14 protein-coding genes are annotated in these 20,166 nt (G+C 56.8%); 9 read left to right on the top strand and 5 right to left on the bottom strand.

Features of this window, described 5'->3' with window-relative positions:
- Positions 1–19: 19 nt before the first annotated feature.
- The 6 genes from ACTRWH_RS07985 (at position 20) to ACTRWH_RS07960 (ending at position 5,265) form a co-directional block, all read left to right on the top strand.
- Positions 20–985 carry a TRAP transporter substrate-binding protein DctP gene (locus ACTRWH_RS07985; RefSeq protein ID WP_462826234.1) on the top strand — a complete coding sequence of 322 codons (966 nt, stop codon included), beginning with the start codon at positions 20–22 and terminating at the stop codon, positions 983–985.
- A 66-nt stretch (positions 986–1,051) separates the two neighbouring features.
- A complete protein-coding gene (locus tag ACTRWH_RS07980) occupies positions 1,052–1,570 on the top strand; it encodes a TRAP transporter small permease (protein ID WP_292050387.1) in 519 nt (172 codons plus the stop codon).
- On the top strand, positions 1,570–2,877 hold the full coding sequence (locus ACTRWH_RS07975; protein ID WP_007153441.1) for a TRAP transporter large permease: 1,308 nt from the start codon (positions 1,570–1,572) through the stop codon (positions 2,875–2,877). The genes ACTRWH_RS07980 and ACTRWH_RS07975 overlap by 1 nt, the downstream gene beginning before the upstream one ends.
- Before the next feature lie 30 nt (positions 2,878–2,907).
- Entirely contained in the window at positions 2,908–3,642 is a 735-nt protein-coding gene (locus tag ACTRWH_RS07970; protein WP_462826233.1) for a 5-oxoprolinase subunit PxpA, read from the top strand.
- A complete protein-coding gene (gene pxpB, locus ACTRWH_RS07965) occupies positions 3,639–4,331 on the top strand; it encodes a 5-oxoprolinase subunit PxpB (RefSeq protein ID WP_462826232.1) in 693 nt (230 codons plus the stop codon). The genes ACTRWH_RS07970 and pxpB overlap by 4 nt, the downstream gene beginning before the upstream one ends.
- On the top strand, positions 4,321–5,265 hold the full coding sequence (locus tag ACTRWH_RS07960; protein WP_462826231.1) for a 5-oxoprolinase/urea amidolyase family protein: 945 nt from the start codon (positions 4,321–4,323) through the stop codon (positions 5,263–5,265). The genes pxpB and ACTRWH_RS07960 overlap by 11 nt, the downstream gene beginning before the upstream one ends.
- Here the strand turns inward: ACTRWH_RS07960 and ACTRWH_RS07955 are convergent.
- From ACTRWH_RS07955 to aceE, 3 genes are all read right to left on the bottom strand, one after another.
- Positions 5,248–6,504, bottom strand: coding sequence for an oxidoreductase (locus tag ACTRWH_RS07955; protein ID WP_462826230.1), 1,257 nt, complete (start codon positions 6,502–6,504; stop codon positions 5,248–5,250). The two genes, ACTRWH_RS07960 and ACTRWH_RS07955, sit on opposite strands and share 18 nt — an antisense overlap.
- Before the next feature lie 314 nt (positions 6,505–6,818).
- On the bottom strand, positions 6,819–8,504 hold the full coding sequence (gene aceF, locus ACTRWH_RS07950) for a dihydrolipoyllysine-residue acetyltransferase (protein WP_462826229.1): 1,686 nt from the start codon (positions 8,502–8,504) through the stop codon (positions 6,819–6,821).
- Between the two features lie 10 nt (positions 8,505–8,514).
- On the bottom strand, positions 8,515–11,193 hold the full coding sequence (gene aceE / locus ACTRWH_RS07945) for a pyruvate dehydrogenase (acetyl-transferring), homodimeric type (RefSeq protein ID WP_462826228.1): 2,679 nt from the start codon (positions 11,191–11,193) through the stop codon (positions 8,515–8,517).
- Positions 11,194–11,711: 518 nt separating this feature from the next.
- Between aceE and ACTRWH_RS07940 the strand changes: the two genes are divergently transcribed.
- Together ACTRWH_RS07940 and ACTRWH_RS07935 are read left to right on the top strand one after the other, a co-directional pair.
- Complete coding sequence (locus ACTRWH_RS07940; protein WP_007153079.1) at positions 11,712–13,076, top strand: KamA family radical SAM protein; 1,365 nt, start codon at positions 11,712–11,714, stop codon at positions 13,074–13,076.
- Positions 13,077–13,267: 191 nt separating this feature from the next.
- Positions 13,268–15,247 (top strand): hypothetical protein, encoded by a 1,980-nt coding sequence (locus ACTRWH_RS07935; RefSeq protein ID WP_007153080.1) that lies wholly within the window; start codon positions 13,268–13,270, stop codon positions 15,245–15,247.
- 64 nt (positions 15,248–15,311) lie between these two features.
- Here ACTRWH_RS07935 and ACTRWH_RS07930 read toward each other — a convergent pair whose 3' ends face one another.
- Positions 15,312–16,454, bottom strand: coding sequence for a helix-turn-helix transcriptional regulator (locus ACTRWH_RS07930; RefSeq protein WP_007153081.1), 1,143 nt, complete (start codon positions 16,452–16,454; stop codon positions 15,312–15,314).
- A 155-nt stretch (positions 16,455–16,609) separates the two neighbouring features.
- Complete coding sequence (locus ACTRWH_RS07925; protein ID WP_462826227.1) at positions 16,610–17,479, bottom strand: tetratricopeptide repeat protein; 870 nt, start codon at positions 17,477–17,479, stop codon at positions 16,610–16,612.
- A gap of 211 nt (positions 17,480–17,690) precedes the next feature.
- On the opposite strand from ACTRWH_RS07925, the gene lon reads away from it, so the two are divergent.
- Positions 17,691–20,141 (top strand): endopeptidase La, encoded by a 2,451-nt coding sequence (gene lon / locus ACTRWH_RS07920; protein ID WP_462826226.1) that lies wholly within the window; start codon positions 17,691–17,693, stop codon positions 20,139–20,141.
- Positions 20,142–20,166: the final 25 nt, after the last annotated feature.

Here is a 20,166-nt window from a genome sequence, read left to right as displayed (position 1 = left end):
AAAGAACGGGAGAATCGATATGTTCAAACAACTTGCGACAGCCACCCTGATGGCCGGCGTTTTCTTCGCCACCGCAGTCAACGCAGCCCAATGGCATATGCCAACGCCCTACGGCGATGCGAACCTGCCCACCAAAATCGCCTACGGGTTTGCTGAAGACATCAAGGCAGGCACCGACGGCGACATCGCGATCACCGTCCACTCCGGCGCCTCACTGGTCAAACACCCGGAAATCCCGAGAGCCGTCCGCACAGGGCAGGTTCAGCTGGGGGAGATCTTCATCGGCATCATGGGCAACACCCACCCGGTGTTCAAACACGACAACATTCCGTTTCTGGCAACCAGCTTTGAGGATGCAAAACGGCTCTGGGAAGCAGCGAAACCCGAGGTGGAAAAACAACTCGACAAAGAGGGCATGAAGCTGCTTTACACGGTGCCATGGCCCGCCCAGAGCCTCTATACAAAGGCCCCGGTTAACACCATGAGCGACCTGGAAGGTCTTAAGATGCGCGCTTACAGCCCGTCCACCTCACGGCTGGCTGATCTCATGAACACCACCCCAACCACCGTTCAGGTACCTGAGATCCCCCAGGCATTCAGCACTGGCATCATTGACGCGATGATTACCTCTCCGTCCACCGGCGCCAACGGCCAGGCCTGGGATTACCTCTCTCACTACACTGACATCAAAGCCTGGATTCCCAAGAATGTTGTCGTCGTCAACAAGCGCGCCTTTCGCCGCCTGAGCGATGAACAACAGCAGGTCATTCTTGATGCTGCCGCAGCCGCAGAAAAGAAAGGCTGGGAAGGCGTTCGTGTAACCGCCGCCGAAGACACGGCGACGCTGGCAGAGAACGGTATTGAAGTATCCGAGCCATCCGAACAGCTGATGCAGGAATTCCAGAAGATCGGCGACATCATGATTAAGGAATGGGAAGAGGAAGCTCCGAAGGAAGTCGGCGCCATTCTGCAGAACTACCGTTAACGGTCCATTCACAAGACGCTTTCCCCTGGTATTCCAGCGGGAAAGCCGCCTTGGGAGGCATCTGCCATGAGTACCCTTCGAGACAAGTTTTACCTGGCATCTGGTTACGCAGCGGGTTTTTGCATTGCACTGATCATGGTCGTGATTCTGGTGCAGATTGTCGGCCGCCTGTTCGGCTTCATCATCCCTTCTGCTGAAAACGTGTCCGGGTATGCGCTCGCTGCGTCTACGTTTTTCGGGCTGGCCTACACCTTCCATGAAGGTGGCCATATCAGGGTGACCCTGGTTATCCAGAAGTGGTCGGCCCGGGCGCGGTTCGTTCAGGAACTGGCGGTACTCATCCTTGGCCTCGGCCTTTCGTGCTTCATGACATTCTACTGCTGGCACATGGTGTGGGAGTCCTACGTTTTTGAGGAAGTCTCCCACGGCTACATTCCCATTCCGCTCTGGATTCCTCAGATCCCGGTAGGGCTGGGCACGTTAGCGCTTACTATCGCGATCCTGGATGACCTGGTCGCGGTGCTGCGAAAACGTGTGCCTTCTTACCAACAACACGAAAGTGACGTCAATCTGGAGGAAATCTGATGGATACCACGCTGCTTTCCATCGCCCTCGCCGCCTCCATGATATTGATGCTCGCACTTGGCGTTTGGGTGTCACTGACACTGGTTGGCATTGGCGTCCTCGGGCTTTTGTTGTCCGGCAACGACCAGATCGGCCTTCTGTTCGCAACCTCCAGTTGGGGTGCGAGCACCGGCTGGTCGCTGACCGCACTGCCCATGTTCATCTGGATGGGCGAGGTTCTGTTCCGTACTCGCTTGTCCGAGGACCTCTTCAAGGGACTGTCACCCTGGATGGGTGGTTTACCGGGCAAACTGCTGCACGTAAACATTCTCAGCTGCGGTATATTCGCCGCGGTGTCGGGATCGTCAGCCGCCACGGCGGCCACCATTGGACGCATGACCCTCCCCGAGCTCAAGGCCCAGGGTTACAGCGACCGCATGGCTGTCGGCACCCTTGCCGGCTCCGGCACGCTGGGGCTGTTGATACCACCATCTATCATTCTGATCGTTTACGGCGTAGCGGCGGAAGTTTCCATCGGCCGCCTGTTTATTGCCGGCGCCCTGCCGGGCCTGATGCTGGTGGTCATGTTTATGGGTTACACCATGGTATGGGCGGCATTGAACAAGAATGAGATGCCCAAACATAAGAAAGAGCACATCTCGTTCTCAGCCAAGATCAAGGCGCTGCGAATGCTGCTCCCGATTGTCGGTCTGATTGTATTTGTGCTTGGTTCGATTTATGCCGGCTTTACCACACCCACCGAAGCAGCCGCCCTTGGCGTTTTTGGCGCCCTTTTGCTGGCGGCCGTCACCGGCTCCCTGAACGCCGACAGTTTCAAGGCAAGCCTGCTGGGCGCGGTCAAGAGTTCCTGCATGATTGGCCTGATTCTGGTGGGCGCGCACTTTCTCACTTTGTCCATGGGCTTTCTCGGTATTCCAAGAGAGTTGGCGGAATGGATCGGCAGCATGTCGCTCTCTTCTTTCGAACTGCTTGTCTGCCTGACCGCCCTGTTCGTAATCCTGGGCTGCTTCCTCGATGGCATTTCCGTGGTCGTTCTTACCGTCGCCGTAGTGATGCCCATGGTCCAGCAGGCCGGCATCGACATGCTCTGGTTTGGCATCTTTATTGTTCTGGTGGTTGAGATGGCACAGATCACACCACCAGTAGGCTTCAACCTGTTCGTGATCCAGGCATTGACCGGGAAAGACATCCTCTACGTTGCCAGGGCAGCCCTACCCTTTTTCCTGCTGATCATGGCGGCGCTGTTTCTGATCGGCTGGTTCCCGGAAATTGTCACCTACCTCCCTCAGACCATGAGCCGAGGCTAGCGCACACTTACCTGTTTCTGGAGACAACCAATGAAACTCAACTGCGATATGGGCGAGAGCTTCGGTAGCTGGACCAAAGGCATGGATGCCGAGGTCATGCCCTACATTGATATGGCCAATATTGCCTGCGGTTTTCATGCCTCAGACCCGCTGACCATGGACCGCACCGTCAGAACCGCGATGGCCGAGAAGGTCGCCATCGGCGCACACCCGGGTTATCCGGACCTGCTCGGCTTTGGTCGGCGTGACATGGAGTTTGCGCCAGAGGAACTCCAGGCCCTGTTGGTGTATCAGATCGCTGCGCTGGACGGCATCTGCCGCACCCACGGTACGGCCATCGAATACGTTAAACCCCACGGCGCGCTCTACAACAAAATGGCGGTTGACCGTGCAACTCTGGCAACGGTGATGGCTGCTGTACGCAACTACACGCCCCACTGCCCCCTGGTGGTCATGGCAACACCCGATGCTGACGAGGTTCTGGCGCTGGCCGCCGACGTTGGCATCGACGTGTGGTTCGAGGCGTTTTCAGACCGCGCCTACAGCGACGAAGGCCGGCTCGTTAAGCGCTCTGTGAAGAACGCGGTTCACGACACACCAGAAGCCATAGAGAAGCAGGTAACACAGATCATCACCGAAGGCAGCGTCACGTCGATCTCCGGCAAACGTATCCCGATAAAGGCCGATACCCTCTGCATTCATGGCGACAGCCAGCATGCTGTGGAGGCGGCCAGGCACATGCGGCAGGTAGTCGAGTCACTATGATCATTGAAGCCGTCAACGAAAGTACGTGCATCGTCTACTTTGGTGACCGTATCGACGATGACATCGCTGGCCAGGTCAAGCGCGCCACGGAGGCCATTCGCCGGAACCTGTCGGATCTGGTGATTGACCTGGTGCCTTCGTATACCTCCGTGCTGGTTTGCTATGACGCCGACAGGACCGACCGCTTCGGTATCGCGTCCCGCCTACGCAAGGCATTGAGCCAAGGCGAACAAGAGGCGCCGGATGAAAACGCTTCCAGCACTATTGAGTTGCCGGTCTACTACGGCGCCGAAGTAGGCCTGGACCTGGACGAGGTCTGTGACTATTCAGGCCTGAGCCGGGACAAAGTGGTGCGCATCCATAGTGAGCAGACCTACCGCGTTTACGCCATTGGATTCAGCCCTGGGTTCGCCTACCTCGGCATTACCGACCAACGAATAGCCCTGCCCCGAAAAGCCACGCCCCGACAGAAAGTGCCCACTGGAAGCGTTGGTATTGCAGGCTCGCAGACCGCGATCTATCCCAGCGCCACGCCGGGCGGGTGGCAGATAGTCGGTCGCACACCTCAAAAAATGATCGATTGGGACAGTGATTCCCTGGCATTGGTAGCAGTAGGTGACAAAGTTCGGTTCCGGTCGATTGACCGCCAGGAATATCTGGACCTGGGAGGAAGCCTCGATGAGTTTTGAAGTTCTGGATGGCGGCATGCTGGCCTTACTGCAGGATCCCGGCCGGTACGGCTATCAGCACATTGGCGTGACCACCGGCGGCCCCATGGACGAGCATGCCTTTCGTTGGGCCAATCGCCTGCTCGATAATCCACCAGAGGCGGCGCAGATTGAGATCAATATTGGGAAACTGGGCCTGCTGGCCCATGAGGATACCTGCATCGCGCTCACGGGTGCGGACCTCGGAGCACGGATCAATGGAAAGGAGGCAGCGCCCTGGCAGACCTATCACATCCAGCGGGGAGACCGAATCGAATTCGGCATGCCGGTGGCCGGACTAAGGGCCTACCTGGCCGTCGCCGGGGGCTTTAAGCCCGCCATCAAACTCGGCAGCTGCGCCACCGTCGTGCGCGAAGGCCTTGGGGGGCTGGATGGACGCGGACAGAAGCTGGCCAAAGACGACTGCATCGGTTTTGACCGCTGTCACCAGAAGACCATGACAAGTCTGCCAGCCGGTGAAATCCCGGACTATAACCAGGACCTTCAAGTCGGTGTGATTCCCAGCTACCAATACGCGCACTTTTCTCCTGGTGAGCGTATGAAGTTCTTCACGGGCTCTTACGAGGTCAGCCAGAGAATCGATCGAATGGGCTACCGGTTAACGGGCGAACCTATCGCCTCTGAGCTGGACGGCATCATCTCGGAAGGCATTGCCTATGGCGCTATTCAGGTGCCCAGTGACGGCCAGCCGATCGTTCTGATGAAAGACCGGCAAACCATCGGCGGCTATCCGAAAATAGGCTGCCTGAGCACCCTGGATGCTGGCCGACTGGCGCAACGTGGGCCAGGGGCAAAAATCCGTTTTTACCTTGCGGATGTCGCAGAGGCCGAAGCTCAGCGCGCGATTTTCAACCACAAGCTGGAAACCTTCCAAACATCACTCGCCGGCCCGTAGCCGGGTACGTACGCCCCGCGACGCCATCACCGCCAGCACCTCCATCAAAGACAGCACACCCCGGTCGTGCTTCTTTGGTACCTTACCCTTGCCCATGCGACCGAGTTGCCGGGTGTACCAGCTCACTTCCATCAGCGCCATCTCGTCAATCACGCGAATGCCGGTGCGAATGGGCTTCACGGAACTGGTAAATGCCTGCCCTGCCATAATGCGTTTCGGAAACTCCGGCTCCACCGCCAGTGGTCGCGCCAGGCCAACCAGATCGGTAGCCCGCGATGCCACAGCTTCCGCCATGCCTGACTCGGTGCGGAAACCACCGGTTACCATCAACGGCACGTCCACCCGCATGCGCACCTTCTCCGCAAATTCCAGGAAATACGCCTCCCGGGCGACGGTGCTGGCCTTCGCGCCATTCGCACCCTTGGCGCCTTTCGCCATCGCCGGGTTTTCGTAGTTGCCACCGGAAATCTCCACCAGATCAATGCCGAGGTTCGCCAGGGTCTCGATAACGCCCAACGACTCTTCCTCGGTAAAACCGCCCCGTTGAAAATCCGCCGAATTCAGCTTGATGCCTACACTGAACTGCTCGCCGGTCGCTGCACGGATGGCTTTGTACACTTCCACCACAAACCGCATCCGGTTCTCGGGACTACCGCCCCACTCGTCCTCCCGAACATTATGGTGGGGCGACAGAAACTGACTCACCAGATATCCATGCGCGCCGTGAATCTGCACCCCGGAAAAGCCCGCCTTTTCTGCGATTGCTGCACTGCGGGCGAACCGCTGGATAATGTCTTCAATCTCCGACACTTTCAGCGCCCGAGGCGTCGCAAACATGGCCTGTAACTCCTTGCGGAACGGAACCGCACTGGGCGACACCGGCGCCTTGTTCAACATTTTCGGGCTCTGCTTACCAGGATGATTGAGCTGCATCCACAACTGGCACCCATTGCGTGAGCCAGCCCTTGCCCATTCCCGCAACAGGTCCAGATCCCGCTCATCCTCCAGCACCACATTCCCTGGCTCACCAATATGTCGCCGATCAATCATCACATTCCCGGTGATCGACAACCCGATCCCGCCATCCGCCCAAGTGCCATAAAGCCGTGGCAGATCCCGCGTCACACGGTTATCCATGGTTCCAAGGGTTTCGCTCATGGCCGATTTGGCAAATCGGTTGGGTATCACCGCCCCGTTTTGCAGGGCCAGCGGCTGGGAAAGCAGTTCGGCAGGATTCATTGATCGGTCTCCGTAGGATGCCTGGAATTTTCCAAGGACGAGATCCGATCATGGCGAGTAAACAGAATGGCTGCATTGGCCGGAATGCCGAGAAAGATCCCGTCATTAACAAGTCGGCAGAAGAAACGATAAACAAAAGGCGATATCAAAGAGGCAAAAACAAGCGAGGCCGGTAAGGCTATTCAGAACCGTGGAGGGCCATGGATGGCCCGACCGAGCCTACAGGGACGTACTCGCGGCGTGTTCTGAATAGCCTTACCGGCCTCGCGATCGCCCCATAGCTAGAAAGCTACAGAGCGATCAATCACTAGAAGTCAAAGAAGAAGAGAGCGAATGTCTCCCAACAACTGACTCAACACGGACGTAAACCGGGCCGCATCTGCCCCATTTACAGCCCGGTGGTCGTAGGACAACGACAACGGCAGCATCAGCCGTGGCTGGAAATCCTTGCCATCCCAGACCGGCTTCATAGCCGCTTTTGAGACACCAAGAATCGCCACCTCCGGCGTATTCACGATCGGCGTGAACGCCGTGCCACCGATACCACCCAGGCTGGTGATGGTAAAGCAGGCACCCTGCATCTCCGCCGGCTTAAGCTGCTTGTCCCTCGCCTTCTGCGCCAGGTCCGCGCTTTCCGCCGCGAGCTCCCAGAGCCCCTTCTTGTCCACATCCTTGATCACCGGCACCATCAGCCCGTGAGGCGTATCCACCGCGATCCCAATGTGGATGTACTGCTTGCGGATCACTTCCTTGCGGTCCATATCCAGCGACACATTGAACTGAGGCAACTCCGCCAGCGCCGTGGCGCAGGCCTTCAGCAGGAACGGAAGCGGTGTCATCTTCACACCTTTCTTCTCGCCGGCCGCCTTCTGAGCCTTGCGGAAGTCTTCCATGTCGGTGATGTCCGCGTCCTCGAACTGGGTGACGTGGGGCACGTTCAGCCAACTGCGCTGCATATTATTCGCCGTGGCGAACATCATGCGTGACATGGATTCACGCTCAATCTCACCAAACTGACTGAAGTCAGGCAGTTTTACGCCAGGAATACCGGCACCACCACCGCCAGCCACCGTGCTACCCTGCTGCGTCTGCTGCAGCTGGCTTTTCACGTAGGCCTGAACATCGTCCTTCAGAATGCGACCCTTCGGGCCGGAACCCTTGATGCGAGTCAGATCCGCGCCGAATTCACGGGCCAGCTTGCGCACCGCCGGGCCCGCGTGAACCTTGGCACCCGGTGCCGGTGGTTCGTAGGTTGCCGAGGACTGTTCCGGCTTCGGTTCGGAAGGCTTGCTTTTCGATTCAGGCTGACCTTCCTGCTTTTCCTTGCCGGAGGACTCAGACGCCTCGGACGATGAGTCCTCCTCGCCTTCGTCACCACCCTCTTCCACAATGGTCATTTCAACCAGATCGAGACCTTCGGAGATCTTGTCGCCTTCGGACACCAGAACCTTGCCGATCTTGCCGGCATAGGGAGACGGAATCTCCATGGTGGCCTTGTCGGACTCCACGGTGACCAGTGCATCGTCCGCCTCAACCTCATCACCTTCGCTGACGTTGATCTCGATCACGGGCACATTGTCGAAGCCGTCCAATGCGGGCACCTTCACGGTTTCCTTACGGGAACCACCGGATTTCTTCGGTGCCGGCTTCTTCTCTTCAGACTCGGCTTCCTTATCGTCCGACTTGGCTTCCGCCTCGCCTTTCTCATCGGACTTGGCGTCTTCGCCAGAATCCTTGCCGTCATCCGAGCCACCATCGTCGCTGCTGGCTTCCATCATGCCGACAACATCGCCTTCCTTGACCTTGTCACCCACTTTGACGGTGATCTTGGTAATTTTTCCGGCACCCGGTGACGGCAGTTCTACCGATGCCTTATCGGACTCCACCGTCAGTATCGGATCTTCCTCTTCAACCGAATCGCCCTTACTGACGAGCACTTCGATAACCTCGACCTCGTCTGCACCGCCGAGATCCGGAACCTTGATTTCCTGTTCACTCATGGCGGTCTCCTTAGCTCAGCACCGGGTTCGTTTTGTTGCGATCGATTCCGTACTTGCGCATAGCGTCGAGAACCACGTCATTCTTGATTTCACCGTCCCGTGCCAGGGCTGCCAGCGCGGTCACTGCCACGTAGTAACGATCCACCTCAAAGTGACTCCGCAATTTCTCGCGGGTATCACTGCGGCCGAAGCCGTCGGTGCCCAGGGTCAGGTAGGTTTTCGGAATGTAGGCACGCACCTGCTCGGACAGCAACTTGATGTAGTCCGTGGACGACACCACCGGTCCCTGTTGTTTCTCCAGGCATTGTGTGATGTACGATTTCTTGGGCGTGTCATCGGGGTGCAGGCGATTCCAGCGCTCAATGTGCAGGCCGTCACGGGCCAGTTCGTTGAAGCTGGTCACACTCCAGATATCAGAGGCAACACCAAAGTCTTCTTTCAGCAGTTCCGCCGCCGCGCGCACCTCATTAAGGATGGCACCGGAGCCCATCATCTGAACTCGTGGCGTTTTCTTACGGCCCTTGGTTTCAACGGAATCCAGCAGGTACATGCCCTTGATGATGCCGTCTTCCACTTTCTTGCGGTCCTTGCCTTCAGGCATGGCGGGCTGCTCGTAGTTTTCATTTTCGATGGTCAGGTAGTAGAAGACGTTCTGATTATCTTCAAACATTTCCTTGATGCCATGCTGAACCACCACGGCCATCTCATAGCCGTAAGCCGGGTCATAGGCCTTACAGCTGGGAATGGTCTGAGCCAGGATGTGGCTGTGGCCGTCCTGGTGCTGCAGGCCTTCACCGTTCAGCGTTGTTCGCCCGGCGGTACCACCCACCAGGAAACCGCGAGCCTGAATGTCACCCGACGCCCAGGCCAGGTCGCCCACACGCTGGAAGCCAAACATGGAGTAGAAAATGTAGAACGGTATCAACGGGAAGTTGTTGGTGCTGTAGGAAGTCGCTGCTGCCATCCAGGCCGCCATGGAACCATCTTCGTTGATCCCCTCCTCAAGCACCTGACCTTTCTTGTCTTCCTTGTAGTACATGATCTGGTCACGGTCTTCCGGCACGTACTTCTGGCCTTCAGAGGTGTAGATGCCCATCTGGCGGAACATGCCCTCCATCCCGAAGGTACGCGCCTCGTCCGGTACGATCGGAACAATTCTCTTACCGATGCGCTTGTCCTTGGTCAGAGCCGTCAGCAATCGCACGAACGCCATGGTGGTGGAGATCTCACGACCGTTGGAGCCTTCCAGCAGGTTCTTGAAGGTATCCAGTGGCGGCGTCTGCAACGGCTGACAGTCCTTGCGACGCTTGGGATAGAAACCACCCAATTCCTGGCGGCGCTTGTTCATGTAGACAATTTCCGGACTGTCCGGCGCAGGACGGTAGTAGGGCACGTCCTTGAGCTCTTCGTCCTTCAGCGGCACCGCAAAGCGATCACGGAAGGCCTTCAGTTGCTCGATATCAAGCTTCTTGAGCGAGTGTGCCGTGTTTTGCGCTTCGCCGGCCGAACCGAAGCCATAACCTTTAATGGTATGGGCCAGAATCACCGTTGGCCGCCCGCCATTGTTGTGAATGGCGTGATGATAGGCTGCATAGACCTTGTAGGGATCGTGGCCACCGCGATTAAGCTTGTTGATGTCCTCGTCGGTGAGATTTTCCACCATCTTGGACAACTCCGGGTATTTGCCGAAGAAGTGCTTACGGGTATAAGCCGGGCCGTTGCTCTTGAAGTTCTGCAGGTCGCCGTCAACGGCTTCGTCCATGACACGCTGCATCAGGCCGTCCTGATCTTTCTCAAACAGGGGATCCCACATGCGGCCCCAGACCACTTTCAGTACGTTCCAACCGGCTCCCCGGAACACGCCTTCCAGTTCCTGGATAATCTTGCCGTTACCACGCACAGGGCCGTCGAGACGCTGCAGGTTACAGTTAACCACGAAAATCAGGTTGCTGAGGTTTTCGCGGCCAGCCACAGAGATGGAACCCAGGGTTTCAGGCTCGTCGCACTCGCCATCACCGACAAAGCACCAGACCTTGCGGTCCCCCATGTCGATCAGCTCGCGGCTGTGCAGGTACTTCATCACGTGGGCCTGATAGATGGCCTGGATCGGCCCGAGGCCCATGGACACCGTTGGGAACTGCCAGTAATCCGGCATCAGCCAGGGGTGCGGGTAGGATGACAGGCCGTCGCCGTCAACCTCTTCCCGGTACTTGTCCAACTGATCTTCGTCAAAACGCCCTTCCAGGTAGGAACGGGCATAAATGCCGGGAGAGGAGTGGCCCTGGAAATACACCAGATCCGATTCACGCTTCTCGTCACCGCCGTGGAAGAAGTAGTTGAAGCCAACATCATACAATGTGGCCGCCGAGGAGAAGGATGACACGTGCCCGCCCAGATCACCCGGGCGCTGATTGGCCCGCAGCACCATGGCCATGGCGTTCCAGCGGATCAGCGAGCGAATACGCCGCTCCATGAACAGATCACCCGGCATTCTGGATTCCTGGGTGACAGGAATCGTGTTGCGGAAGGGCGTGGTGATGGAATAGGGCAACTCAGTGCCGTCGCGGCTGGCTCGTTCGGAGAGCCTTTCGAGTATGTACTTGGCGCGATCAACGCCCTCCTGTTCGATCAGAGACTCCAGCGCATCCAGCCATTCACTGGTCTCTATGGGATCATCGTCCTGGTACATCAAACCTCCCCTTGGCATTAAAAAGTGCAGCGCACGCCACGATCAGCAGCTGAGCGCCTTGCAATATCGATAAGCTGCGATGAAATGCAGAGCGTTTTATTATGGATATCCGCCTGTTCGTTACCTTGAACAAGCATAGAACACGATCGCCAGTTTTACTGCCTGAAGCGCCCTTGCGTCACTCGGCTTTTGGCCAGGCGAATCAGGTAGCATTCACATACCGGCACAACCACACCGACGATTAGGTAGTATTTTTACTACATTTCGGCATGAAAGTTCAATTTTTGAGGAAAATTCACCATAGCCTGTCGGACTATTTCGGTTACTTACGTAAGAATGGCGCCTTTTTCTCTCTCAAACAAGCACATTCAGACCAAGGTCGTAGGATTCCTACCAATTTGATTAGACCTGAAAATACTTTCAGATTTATGTATACTCGCCTGCCCGTTTTTTGACCAGCGGAGCGGTGGCAACGCCCACCCCTCCAGACTATGGCTCACAACCAAAGAGGGCGATCTATGAACTCCATCGTCACGTTCCCGAACCGGATTCCAACCGCCGAGTTCGAAGAGCGGCGTTTCAAGGTCTACACAGACCGCCAGCTCGATAAAATTGACGTAATCCAGAATCTCCCTGAAGAGACCCTGTTTGAAATGAAGGTGGTGGCCAGCGTGCTGCCCTTCCGCGTTAACGAATACGTGATCAATGAGCTGATCGACTGGAACAAAGTGCCGAATGACCCACTTTACCAGTTGGTGTTTCCCCAGAAGGGCATGCTGAAGGACGAGCATTACGAGCGCATGGCAAAGATGCATCGTGAGGGCGCGGAAAAGAAAGAAATACAGGCCGTGGCGAAAGAAATTCGCGACGAGCTGAACCCGCACCCGGCCGGCCAGATGGAAATGAACATGCCGGAACTGAACGGCGAAGTCCTGGACGGCGTTCAGCACAAATATCGTGAAACCGTTCTGTTCTTCCCGGCCCAGGGCCAGACCTGCCACTCCTATTGCACCTTCTGCTTCCGCTGGGCTCAGTTCGTGGGCGACAAGGACCTGAAGATGGCCAGCACCGAAGCAGAAAAGCTTCACGGCTACTTGCAAGAGCATACCGAAGTCAGTGATCTGCTGGTCACCGGTGGCGACCCCATGGTGATGAAAACCAAAAATCTGGTCCAGTACCTGGAGCCGCTTCTGCAGCCGGAGTTTGATCACATCCAGACCATCCGCATCGGCACCAAGGCGCTGACCTTCTGGCCATACCGTTTTGTGACCGACAAGGATGCGGACGAACTGATTGATCTGTTTGCCCGCCTTGTGGACGCCGGTAAGCACGTGGCCATCATGGCGCACTACAACCACTGGCAGGAAATCACCACCGATATCGCGGAAGAAGCCATCCGCCGCCTGCGCGCCACCGGTGCCGAAATCCGCGCCCAGGGTCCGTTGATCAAACACGTAAACGATAACGCGGACGACTGGGCGAAGCTCTGGGATAAGGAAGTACAGCTGGGCATCATCCCCTACTACATGTTTGTGGAGCGGGACACCGGCGCCAAGAACTACTTCGAAGTGCCTTTGGTAGAAGCCTTTAACATCTATCGCGAAGCCATCAAGCAGGTTTCAGGCCTGGCTCGCACCGCCCGCGGCCCGTCAATGAGCGCTGGCCCCGGCAAGGTTGAGGTACAGGGCATCACCGAGATCAACGGCGAAAAAGTGTTCGTGCTCCGGTTCATCCAGGCCCGCAACCCGGATTGGGTACAGCGCCCGTTCTTTGCCAAGTACAGCGAAACAGCCACGTGGCTGCATGAGCTGGAACCGGCCCTTGGAGAGGAGAAGTTCTTCTTTGAGGATGAGTATGAAGAGATGAAGAAGGGTAACGGCTAACACCTTTCTGTCACCGAACCAAGGCGTCGCCGTGCCGGCGCCTTGGATATAAACCATTACCCCCTCCCCGCACCTTCGTAACCCTGCACTACCTTCGAACTCCGAATTACCCCCATATGAGGGCGTTTTCCTGACAAGCCCGATGCTAGTCTCAAGCCTCACCAAACTGACTGTTTGTTTAGGAGTCTTCAGTGAAAAAAATAAACCACATTGCATTTGCAAGCGCTCTTTCCTCCTCACTCCTGCTCGCCGGTTGCGGCGGGTCATCGAGTAACAGCGATGCATCAGAGAGCAGCAACACTTCCGACGTTTCAATTTCTGGTACTGCCTCGGCGCCCGCTGCAACAGTTGCATTCGAGATCCCACCCAGCGCCATCGAATTCGCCCTGAATTTCTTTATTTCACCGGTCGCAGCCGCCGTCACAGGCCTGGACCCGATTGAAGGTGCGACGGTTGAACTGATCCGTGTAGATAACGAAGGAAAGCAGGTTGGCGAGGTGCTGGCAACGTCCGTGACCTCAATCACCGGCGACTACGAACTTACGTTACCTCAGAACGTCAACCTGGCCGGAAACCTGATTGTTCGGATCACTGGGCAGAACGACACCGCCCTTCGAGCACAAGTGGTGGACCAAGACGTTGATATCTCGCCGGTTTCCGAGTTCGTACTCCGAAAATTCATCAGCCAGGGCGCCGAACTCGACCAGTTAGTGGTGACCGACGTTGTAAAACTTGAAAGCAGCGTCGAAGAATTTGACCTCTCACTGTCTGGCTCGGCAAACCTTGAGCAGGCCTTTGCTACACTGGAAAACGCTATTGGTGATTTCGTCGAGAACGAAGTGGCAGTTGCCAAATCCGACAAAGGCGATGGCTCTGGCATCACCGGCAACTATCGCAGCGCTGCCTTCTCCTTTGCTCTACACGACAGCGAAAGCAACGACATTGGCACTTATGCCAACGATCTGTGGGCCAGTACTTTCAGCTTCGCCAACAACGGAAATGGCAACATCTCGGTGACCCATATCGCGGAAGATAGCGCCTATGGTAGCCTGACCGGCTCGGCACTGAACCAGAGCAGCGTCTATTACGAAGTTGGCTCGGAAGACATTGACGAAGGTTTTCCAGCAACCCTCACTGACAACGGCATCCTGTCGATCTCCGGCGAATTCGAGGAGGAAATCAGTGGTGACCATGGTTGGCGCTATCCCGCCCATACCTACAACTTGCAGCAAGTAACAGATACCGGCCTCTTCTTCGTCCTATCCAATGAAGCAGCTGTGCGCTATGCAACTGTCGACACAAACAGTGATGGCGAAAAAGATGCCGTCGACCCCCAACAGAAAACGGGTGACGAAGTATTTCGTTCACTTGAGGTGTTCAGCCGTCAACCCGAGGCCTTCCAGAACTCGGATCTGACCGGAACCTTTGGGCGGGTATATATTGAATCCTGGATAGCCGGGGGAGTCACTGAACTGGCAACGGAAACCAACATTCTCAGTTTCAACGGCGATGGCACTTACGACTACGGCCAGGTCAGCGGTCACCAGATTGGCCTGGAGTCCTCCGGCCCCACCTACAGCGTTCTGTCTGAATCTCCGGAGGCTGACCAGCCCATGGTGATCGCCACAAACGGCGACATAGCCTCAGCCGGCGGCGAGCCCGCGGACGGCTTCATCAACGACACGTTTAACTTCATGGCGTTTGCCGAGGCCGAGGGCGACCAGTACAACGCGGAGACCAGCAAAACCCTGCTGGTCAAGCTACCAGAAACAGCACCGACGGTTACCGGCAACCAGTACCGCATGCTTCTGACGTCCATGAAGCTGGGCAGTGGTGAAGACTTTCTGATGTCCTCCAGTAAGTTCAACACCTTCCTCACAATGACATCAGAAACGACCGGCGCCATCGACGGTGCGTTTTTCGAAGTTCGAAAGTCCGGCCTGGCCGGCGACATCGAAGTCACCACAGATACCGTCGAAACGCAGGCAGCCGTGTCTCTCGGCGGCGCCGGAAAGACCTCAATAACGATTGCCGGCAGTGATGGAACCACCCTTCTGGACGGCTTCTTCAATGAAGAAGCAAGTCTCGGCATTTTCACCCTGAAGTGGCAGGAAACCAACGAAGACCCGGATGAACTTGGCCTGGCCGTTCTGATCAAAACCAGTGAATGATCGGAAGCTGGTGCGGTGCGGGTTTTTCCTGCCCGCACCAGCTGCTCCAGTCCCCCCGCTCACCTTACCGCAGCAGCGATGACAGAATAGTGCTGATGAGCTGGCCCTGCCGACTCTGCCCGGTTTTCAGAAAAACCTGCTTCAGATAGCTTCGGACCGTTGCCTCGCTTTTATGGCGCCGGTGCGCGATATCCTTCAAGCTCATGCCTGTAATCAGATCCTTGCACAACTGGGCTTCCGCTCCAGTCAGCGAGAAATACTGCCGAATAGTCGCCTCATCAGGTAGCGCTCTCGACTCTGCATCGATCACCGTTACCAGCACACCGCCTGTCAGGAACTCGCTGTGCTCAAGAGGGCGCAGGCTCATCAGCAGAGGCGCTCTCTCTGGCCTAGGTATAACGAGCGTTTCCGGCTCATAGGTACGTCCTTCCAGATCCGCACGGGCAACTCGGGTAATCGTTCGAAAGAAGGTTTTCTGGGCAACGTCGTCACCGAACGTGAAGCGTTGCTGCCGCAACATGATGGTTCGGTCCGTAGCCAGAAACGCCTCCCCCCTTTGATTCGATACCATCAGGCGCCCACGACTGTTCAGAACAAACGCAGCGTCCGACACTAGCTCAATAAACGTCGACAACGCCTTTTCGGAATGTGGGTTCTGATGAAAGGTTTCCGCCAGGCTGACGGACTGACGGATAAAGGGAATCAGACGATCCATCGCCTCAAGTTCGGAGGGAAGATAGCCCCCCTGAGCGACTGTGCGCTGCACAGTCAGCATTACGATGTGTGTGTCTGAGGCATCGACAACCAGCCATGCCGAATCGAGCATGCTGTGATCCGACTCCCAGCGGTCGTACTGATCACCCGGAGGGCCGTCTTCAATAAGGGGCAGAGCCGAGTGGAAAGTGCCGGGAGCCTGGGTAATGGCGACGTTGGTCACGGCGTCATGGGCAATCATGTTGTTATCCAGATACCACCCAATGAACTCATCGGATAAACCGGCATACCAGATATGCTCAATCGCTCTCGGCGCTCTGCGTACAAACGAGAGCTGGGCCGCACAACCATTTACAGAGACCATCAGCATCGCCAGGAAATCATGAAATCCGGTCTGATTCTGCAGTGATTGATAAAGGCAGTGAATCAGATCAGCTTCATTTGCTAGAAACGTGTCTGCCGCTGACGTTCTTTCTCGCTGTTGAAGGGGCATCAAGCTTTCCTGCTTTCTCCGTTGGTAGGATTGTTCCGGTCAGACCGGCAACAATCACTATAGGAAGATCACAGAAAAATGTGTAGCAAAAAGGGGCGCTCCATCCTGGAAGGGGAACGGTTTCACAACCGATACCCGCGTCCGGAATGGCCGCATCAGTGCATCAACGTATACAGCTTACGCCGATAGGTACGCACATCCGGGTTGTTATTTCCCAGCTTGTCGAACAGCTCAATCAACGTGGTCTTAGCGACCTCATCCTTATACTTACTGTCCACACGCATGAGGCGAATCAGCAATTCCATCGCTTCGGCGTTGTTTTCCTGAAGGATGTGATGCAGCGCCAGCAGGTGCAGGGCATTAGGATCTTTCGGATCTTTATCCAGTGCATCTTCCAGTTCGTGGATGGGGGGCAATTCGGCTGAGGCCTTGAGGAATTTCAGCCGGGCCGCCAACTGCTTGGCCTGGTGCTGCATCTTTTCTTCCGGCGGCAGGCTTTCCAGTACCTGTTCAGCGGTTTCCAGGTCACCGAGCTCAGCCTTCAACTGTGCAAGATCAATCAATACTTTCAGGTCGTCCGGGTTACTACGATTCATCTCTGTCAGCACGGCCAGCGCCGCCTCTACGTCACCCTCCTCCCACAATCTGTGGGCCTTGTCGTAGGGCGCTTCCTCGTCTTCCGGTATCTCAATGTGCTTGTCGAGGACCTTGCGGATCTCGCTCTCCTGCAATGCACCATTGAAGCCATCCACTGCCTGGCCATCTTTCACAAGGATCACAGTAGGCAGGCTGCGCACGCCCAGGCTACCCGTCAGTTGCTGCTGTTCGTCGGCGTTGACCTTGGCCAGCATAAAGCCGCCCTTGTACTCATCCGCCAGCTTTTCCAGTAGCGGCATCAATTGCCTACAGGGGGCGCACCACTCCGCCCAGACATCGATCAATATGGGCGTTTTGGAGGACGCTTCCATCACATCCTGCTGGAAGTTGTCCATGGTGGCTTCAAAAATGTAAGGCGAGTTGCTCATGGATGGCACCTGAAAGTAATTTCCTGAAATGTCATAACGGATTGTTGTTGGAAGTGGGGGCTGAGAGCCCGAATTCAAGGTTTTGCCGTCGGCTCTGTTCGCTGGCAGTAAATACCGGCACCTACCTTGAAATAATCCCCGTTGCCGTTACATAGGCAATAGGACCGGAGCGACTGCCCGGATGAAATTCCCTGGAGGATGCGTATACGGCATGAACGACGACAACCGCAACGACTCTTTTGAGGCTCCCGAAGAAGACCTGACCGAGTACATCGGCAAGGACGAGAACAGCAAAAGCCTGGTACTGCCGAAACAGCAGATGCCCCGCCGCATGTACGTGTTACCGGTGTCGAACAGGCCTTTCTTCCCGGCCCAGGTGCAGCCGATTGTGGTTAACCAGAACCCCTGGCAGGAAACCCTCAAGCGTGTAGGCGAAACCGACCACAAGGTGCTAGGTATATGCTTTGTGGAAGACAGCGATCCTGAGCAAGGCATTCCCGGCAGCGAGGAACTGGAAACCGTGGGCTGCGCCGTGCGCGTCCATCACGCCCAGGGCGAAAGCGGCAAAGTCCAGTTCATTGCCCAGGGGCTGCAGCGTTTTCGCATTACCCAATGGCTTCGCCGCCGGCCGCCCTACCTGGTGGAAGTGGAGTACCCTGAAGAACCGGAAGAAGCCGCAGACGAACTGAAAGCCTATACCCTCGCCATCATCAGTTCCATCAAGGAGCTGCTGCGCACCAACCCGCTTTATGGCGAAGAAGTGAAACAGTACCTTTCCCGATTCGGACCGGATGACAGCTCTCCCCTGGCGGATTTTGGCGCCTCCATGACCAGCGCTCCCGGCCAGGAATTGCAGGAAGTACTCGATACCGTGCCGCTGCTCAGGCGTATGGAAAAAGTACTCCTGCTGATGGCGAAAGAACAGGAAGTGGCCCGCCTGCAAAGTGAAATCAGCGAAGAAGTGAACGAGAAGGTGCAAAAACACCAGCGTGAGTTCTTCCTGAAGGAACAGCTCAAGGTCATCCAGCGCGAACTGGGTATGGCCAAGGACGACAAAACCGCCGATGCCGAGCGCTTCCACGAGCGTATGGCAAGCCTGAATCCGCCGGAACAGGTTCAGGAACGCTTTGACGACGAGCTTCAGAAACTGCAGGTGCTGGAGCAGGGTTCTCCGGAATACGGCGTTACCCGCAATTATCTGGACTGGCTGACCCAGGTGCCCTGGGGCATGACGTCGGAGGACCATTTCGATCTGGCGGGAGCCCGCCGCATTCTGGACCGTGACCACGACGGACTCGACGACGTGAAAGACCGTATCGTCGAGTTCCTGGCCGAAGGCACCTTCAAGGGCGAAGTCAGCGGCTCCATCCTCTTGCTGGTCGGTCCGCCTGGCGTGGGCAAAACCTCCATCGGTCATTCCGTCGCCGATGCCCTCGGCCGCGAGTTCTATCGATTCAGCGTGGGCGGCATGCGTGATGAAGCCGAAATCAAGGGGCACCGCCGCACTTATATCGGCGCCATGCCTGGCAAATTCGTGCAGGCATTGAAAGACTCGAAGGTGTCCAACCCGGTGATCATGCTGGACGAGATCGACAAGATCGGCGCCTCCTTCCAGGGCGACCCGGCCTCCGCCTTGCTGGAAACCCTGGACCCGGAACAGAACCGGGAATTCCTGGACCACTACCTGGACGTGCGCATGGACCTGTCCAAGGTCCTGTTCATCTGCACCGCCAACCAGCTCGACACCATTCCCCGGCCACTGCTGGACCGCATGGACGTCATCCGGCTATCCGGCTACATCACCGAGGAAAAGCTCGACATCGCCAAGCATCACCTGATGCCCAGATTGCTAAAACGAGCCGGCCTGCTGAAAAAGCAGATGAACATTACCGACGCCGCCATCAAACAGATCATCGAAGGCTACGCCCGTGAAGCGGGCGTCCGCAGCCTGGAAAAATTGCTGCACAAAGTCATCCGCAAGGGCATTGTGCGGTTGCTGGAAAACCCAGATGAACCAGTGAAAGTCGGCGTTTCCGACCTGCAAACCTATCTGGGTCAACCCGCCTTCCGCAAAGAGAAATCCCTGAAAGGCACCGGCGTAGTCACCGGCCTGGCCTGGACCGCCATGGGCGGCGCCACCCTGAGCATCGAAGCCTCACGCATCCACAGCAGCCAGCGTGGCTTCAAACTCACCGGGCAACTGGGCGACGTCATGAAAGAGTCCGCCGAAATCGCGTACAGCTTCGTCTCTTCGAACCTCAAGCGATTCAAGGGCGACCCGACCTTCTTCGACAAATCCTTCGTGCACCTGCACGTTCCCGAAGGCGCTACCCCCAAAGACGGCCCCAGCGCGGGCGTCACCATGGCCACCGCCCTGCTGTCCATCGCCCGCCGCGAATCGCCACAGCAGAACATCGCCATGACCGGCGAACTGACGCTCACCGGCCAGGTACTACCCGTGGGCGGCATCCGCGAAAAAGTCATCGCTGCCCGCCGCCAGAAACTCACCAACCTGATTCTGCCGGAGGCAAACCGGGGGGATTATAAAGAGCTACCGGAATACCTCAAAGAAGGCCTGACGGTGAATTTTGCGAAGCATTACAACGACGTGTTTCAGGTGTGTTTCGGGAACAAACCCCGCAAGGGATCAAGCGTCCACTAATACTACTGGTCTGACCACTGCAGGG

The organism is Marinobacter sp. G5_S1_61_S3, from assembly GCF_054968585.1.
The sequence above is the reverse complement of the archived record's forward strand: the minus strand, read 5'-3'. Positions and strand labels throughout refer to the sequence as shown.

Bases quoted from the DNA above. Each gene is read 5' to 3' on its own strand.
- ACTRWH_RS07940 (WP_007153079.1), top strand. From the start codon at position 11,712: ATGAACTCCATCGTCACGTTCCCGAACCGGATTCCAACCGCCGAGTTC.
- aceE (WP_462826228.1), bottom strand. From the start codon at position 11,193: ATGTACCAGGACGATGATCCCATAGAGACCAGTGAATGGCTGGATGCG.
- ACTRWH_RS07985 (WP_462826234.1), top strand. From the start codon at position 20: ATGTTCAAACAACTTGCGACAGCCACCCTGATGGCCGGCGTTTTCTTC.
- ACTRWH_RS07955 (WP_462826230.1), bottom strand. From the start codon at position 6,504: ATGAATCCTGCCGAACTGCTTTCCCAGCCGCTGGCCCTGCAAAACGGG.
- ACTRWH_RS07970 (WP_462826233.1), top strand. From the start codon at position 2,908: ATGAAACTCAACTGCGATATGGGCGAGAGCTTCGGTAGCTGGACCAAA.
- lon (WP_462826226.1), top strand. From the start codon at position 17,691: ATGAACGACGACAACCGCAACGACTCTTTTGAGGCTCCCGAAGAAGAC.
- ACTRWH_RS07925 (WP_462826227.1), bottom strand. From the start codon at position 17,479: ATGAGCAACTCGCCTTACATTTTTGAAGCCACCATGGACAACTTCCAG.
- ACTRWH_RS07960 (WP_462826231.1), top strand. From the start codon at position 4,321: ATGAGTTTTGAAGTTCTGGATGGCGGCATGCTGGCCTTACTGCAGGAT.
- ACTRWH_RS07975 (WP_007153441.1), top strand. From the start codon at position 1,570: ATGGATACCACGCTGCTTTCCATCGCCCTCGCCGCCTCCATGATATTG.
- ACTRWH_RS07930 (WP_007153081.1), bottom strand. From the start codon at position 16,454: ATGCCCCTTCAACAGCGAGAAAGAACGTCAGCGGCAGACACGTTTCTA.
- ACTRWH_RS07980 (WP_292050387.1), top strand. From the start codon at position 1,052: ATGAGTACCCTTCGAGACAAGTTTTACCTGGCATCTGGTTACGCAGCG.
- aceF (WP_462826229.1), bottom strand. From the start codon at position 8,504: ATGAGTGAACAGGAAATCAAGGTTCCGGATCTCGGCGGTGCAGACGAG.
- pxpB (WP_462826232.1), top strand. From the start codon at position 3,639: ATGATCATTGAAGCCGTCAACGAAAGTACGTGCATCGTCTACTTTGGT.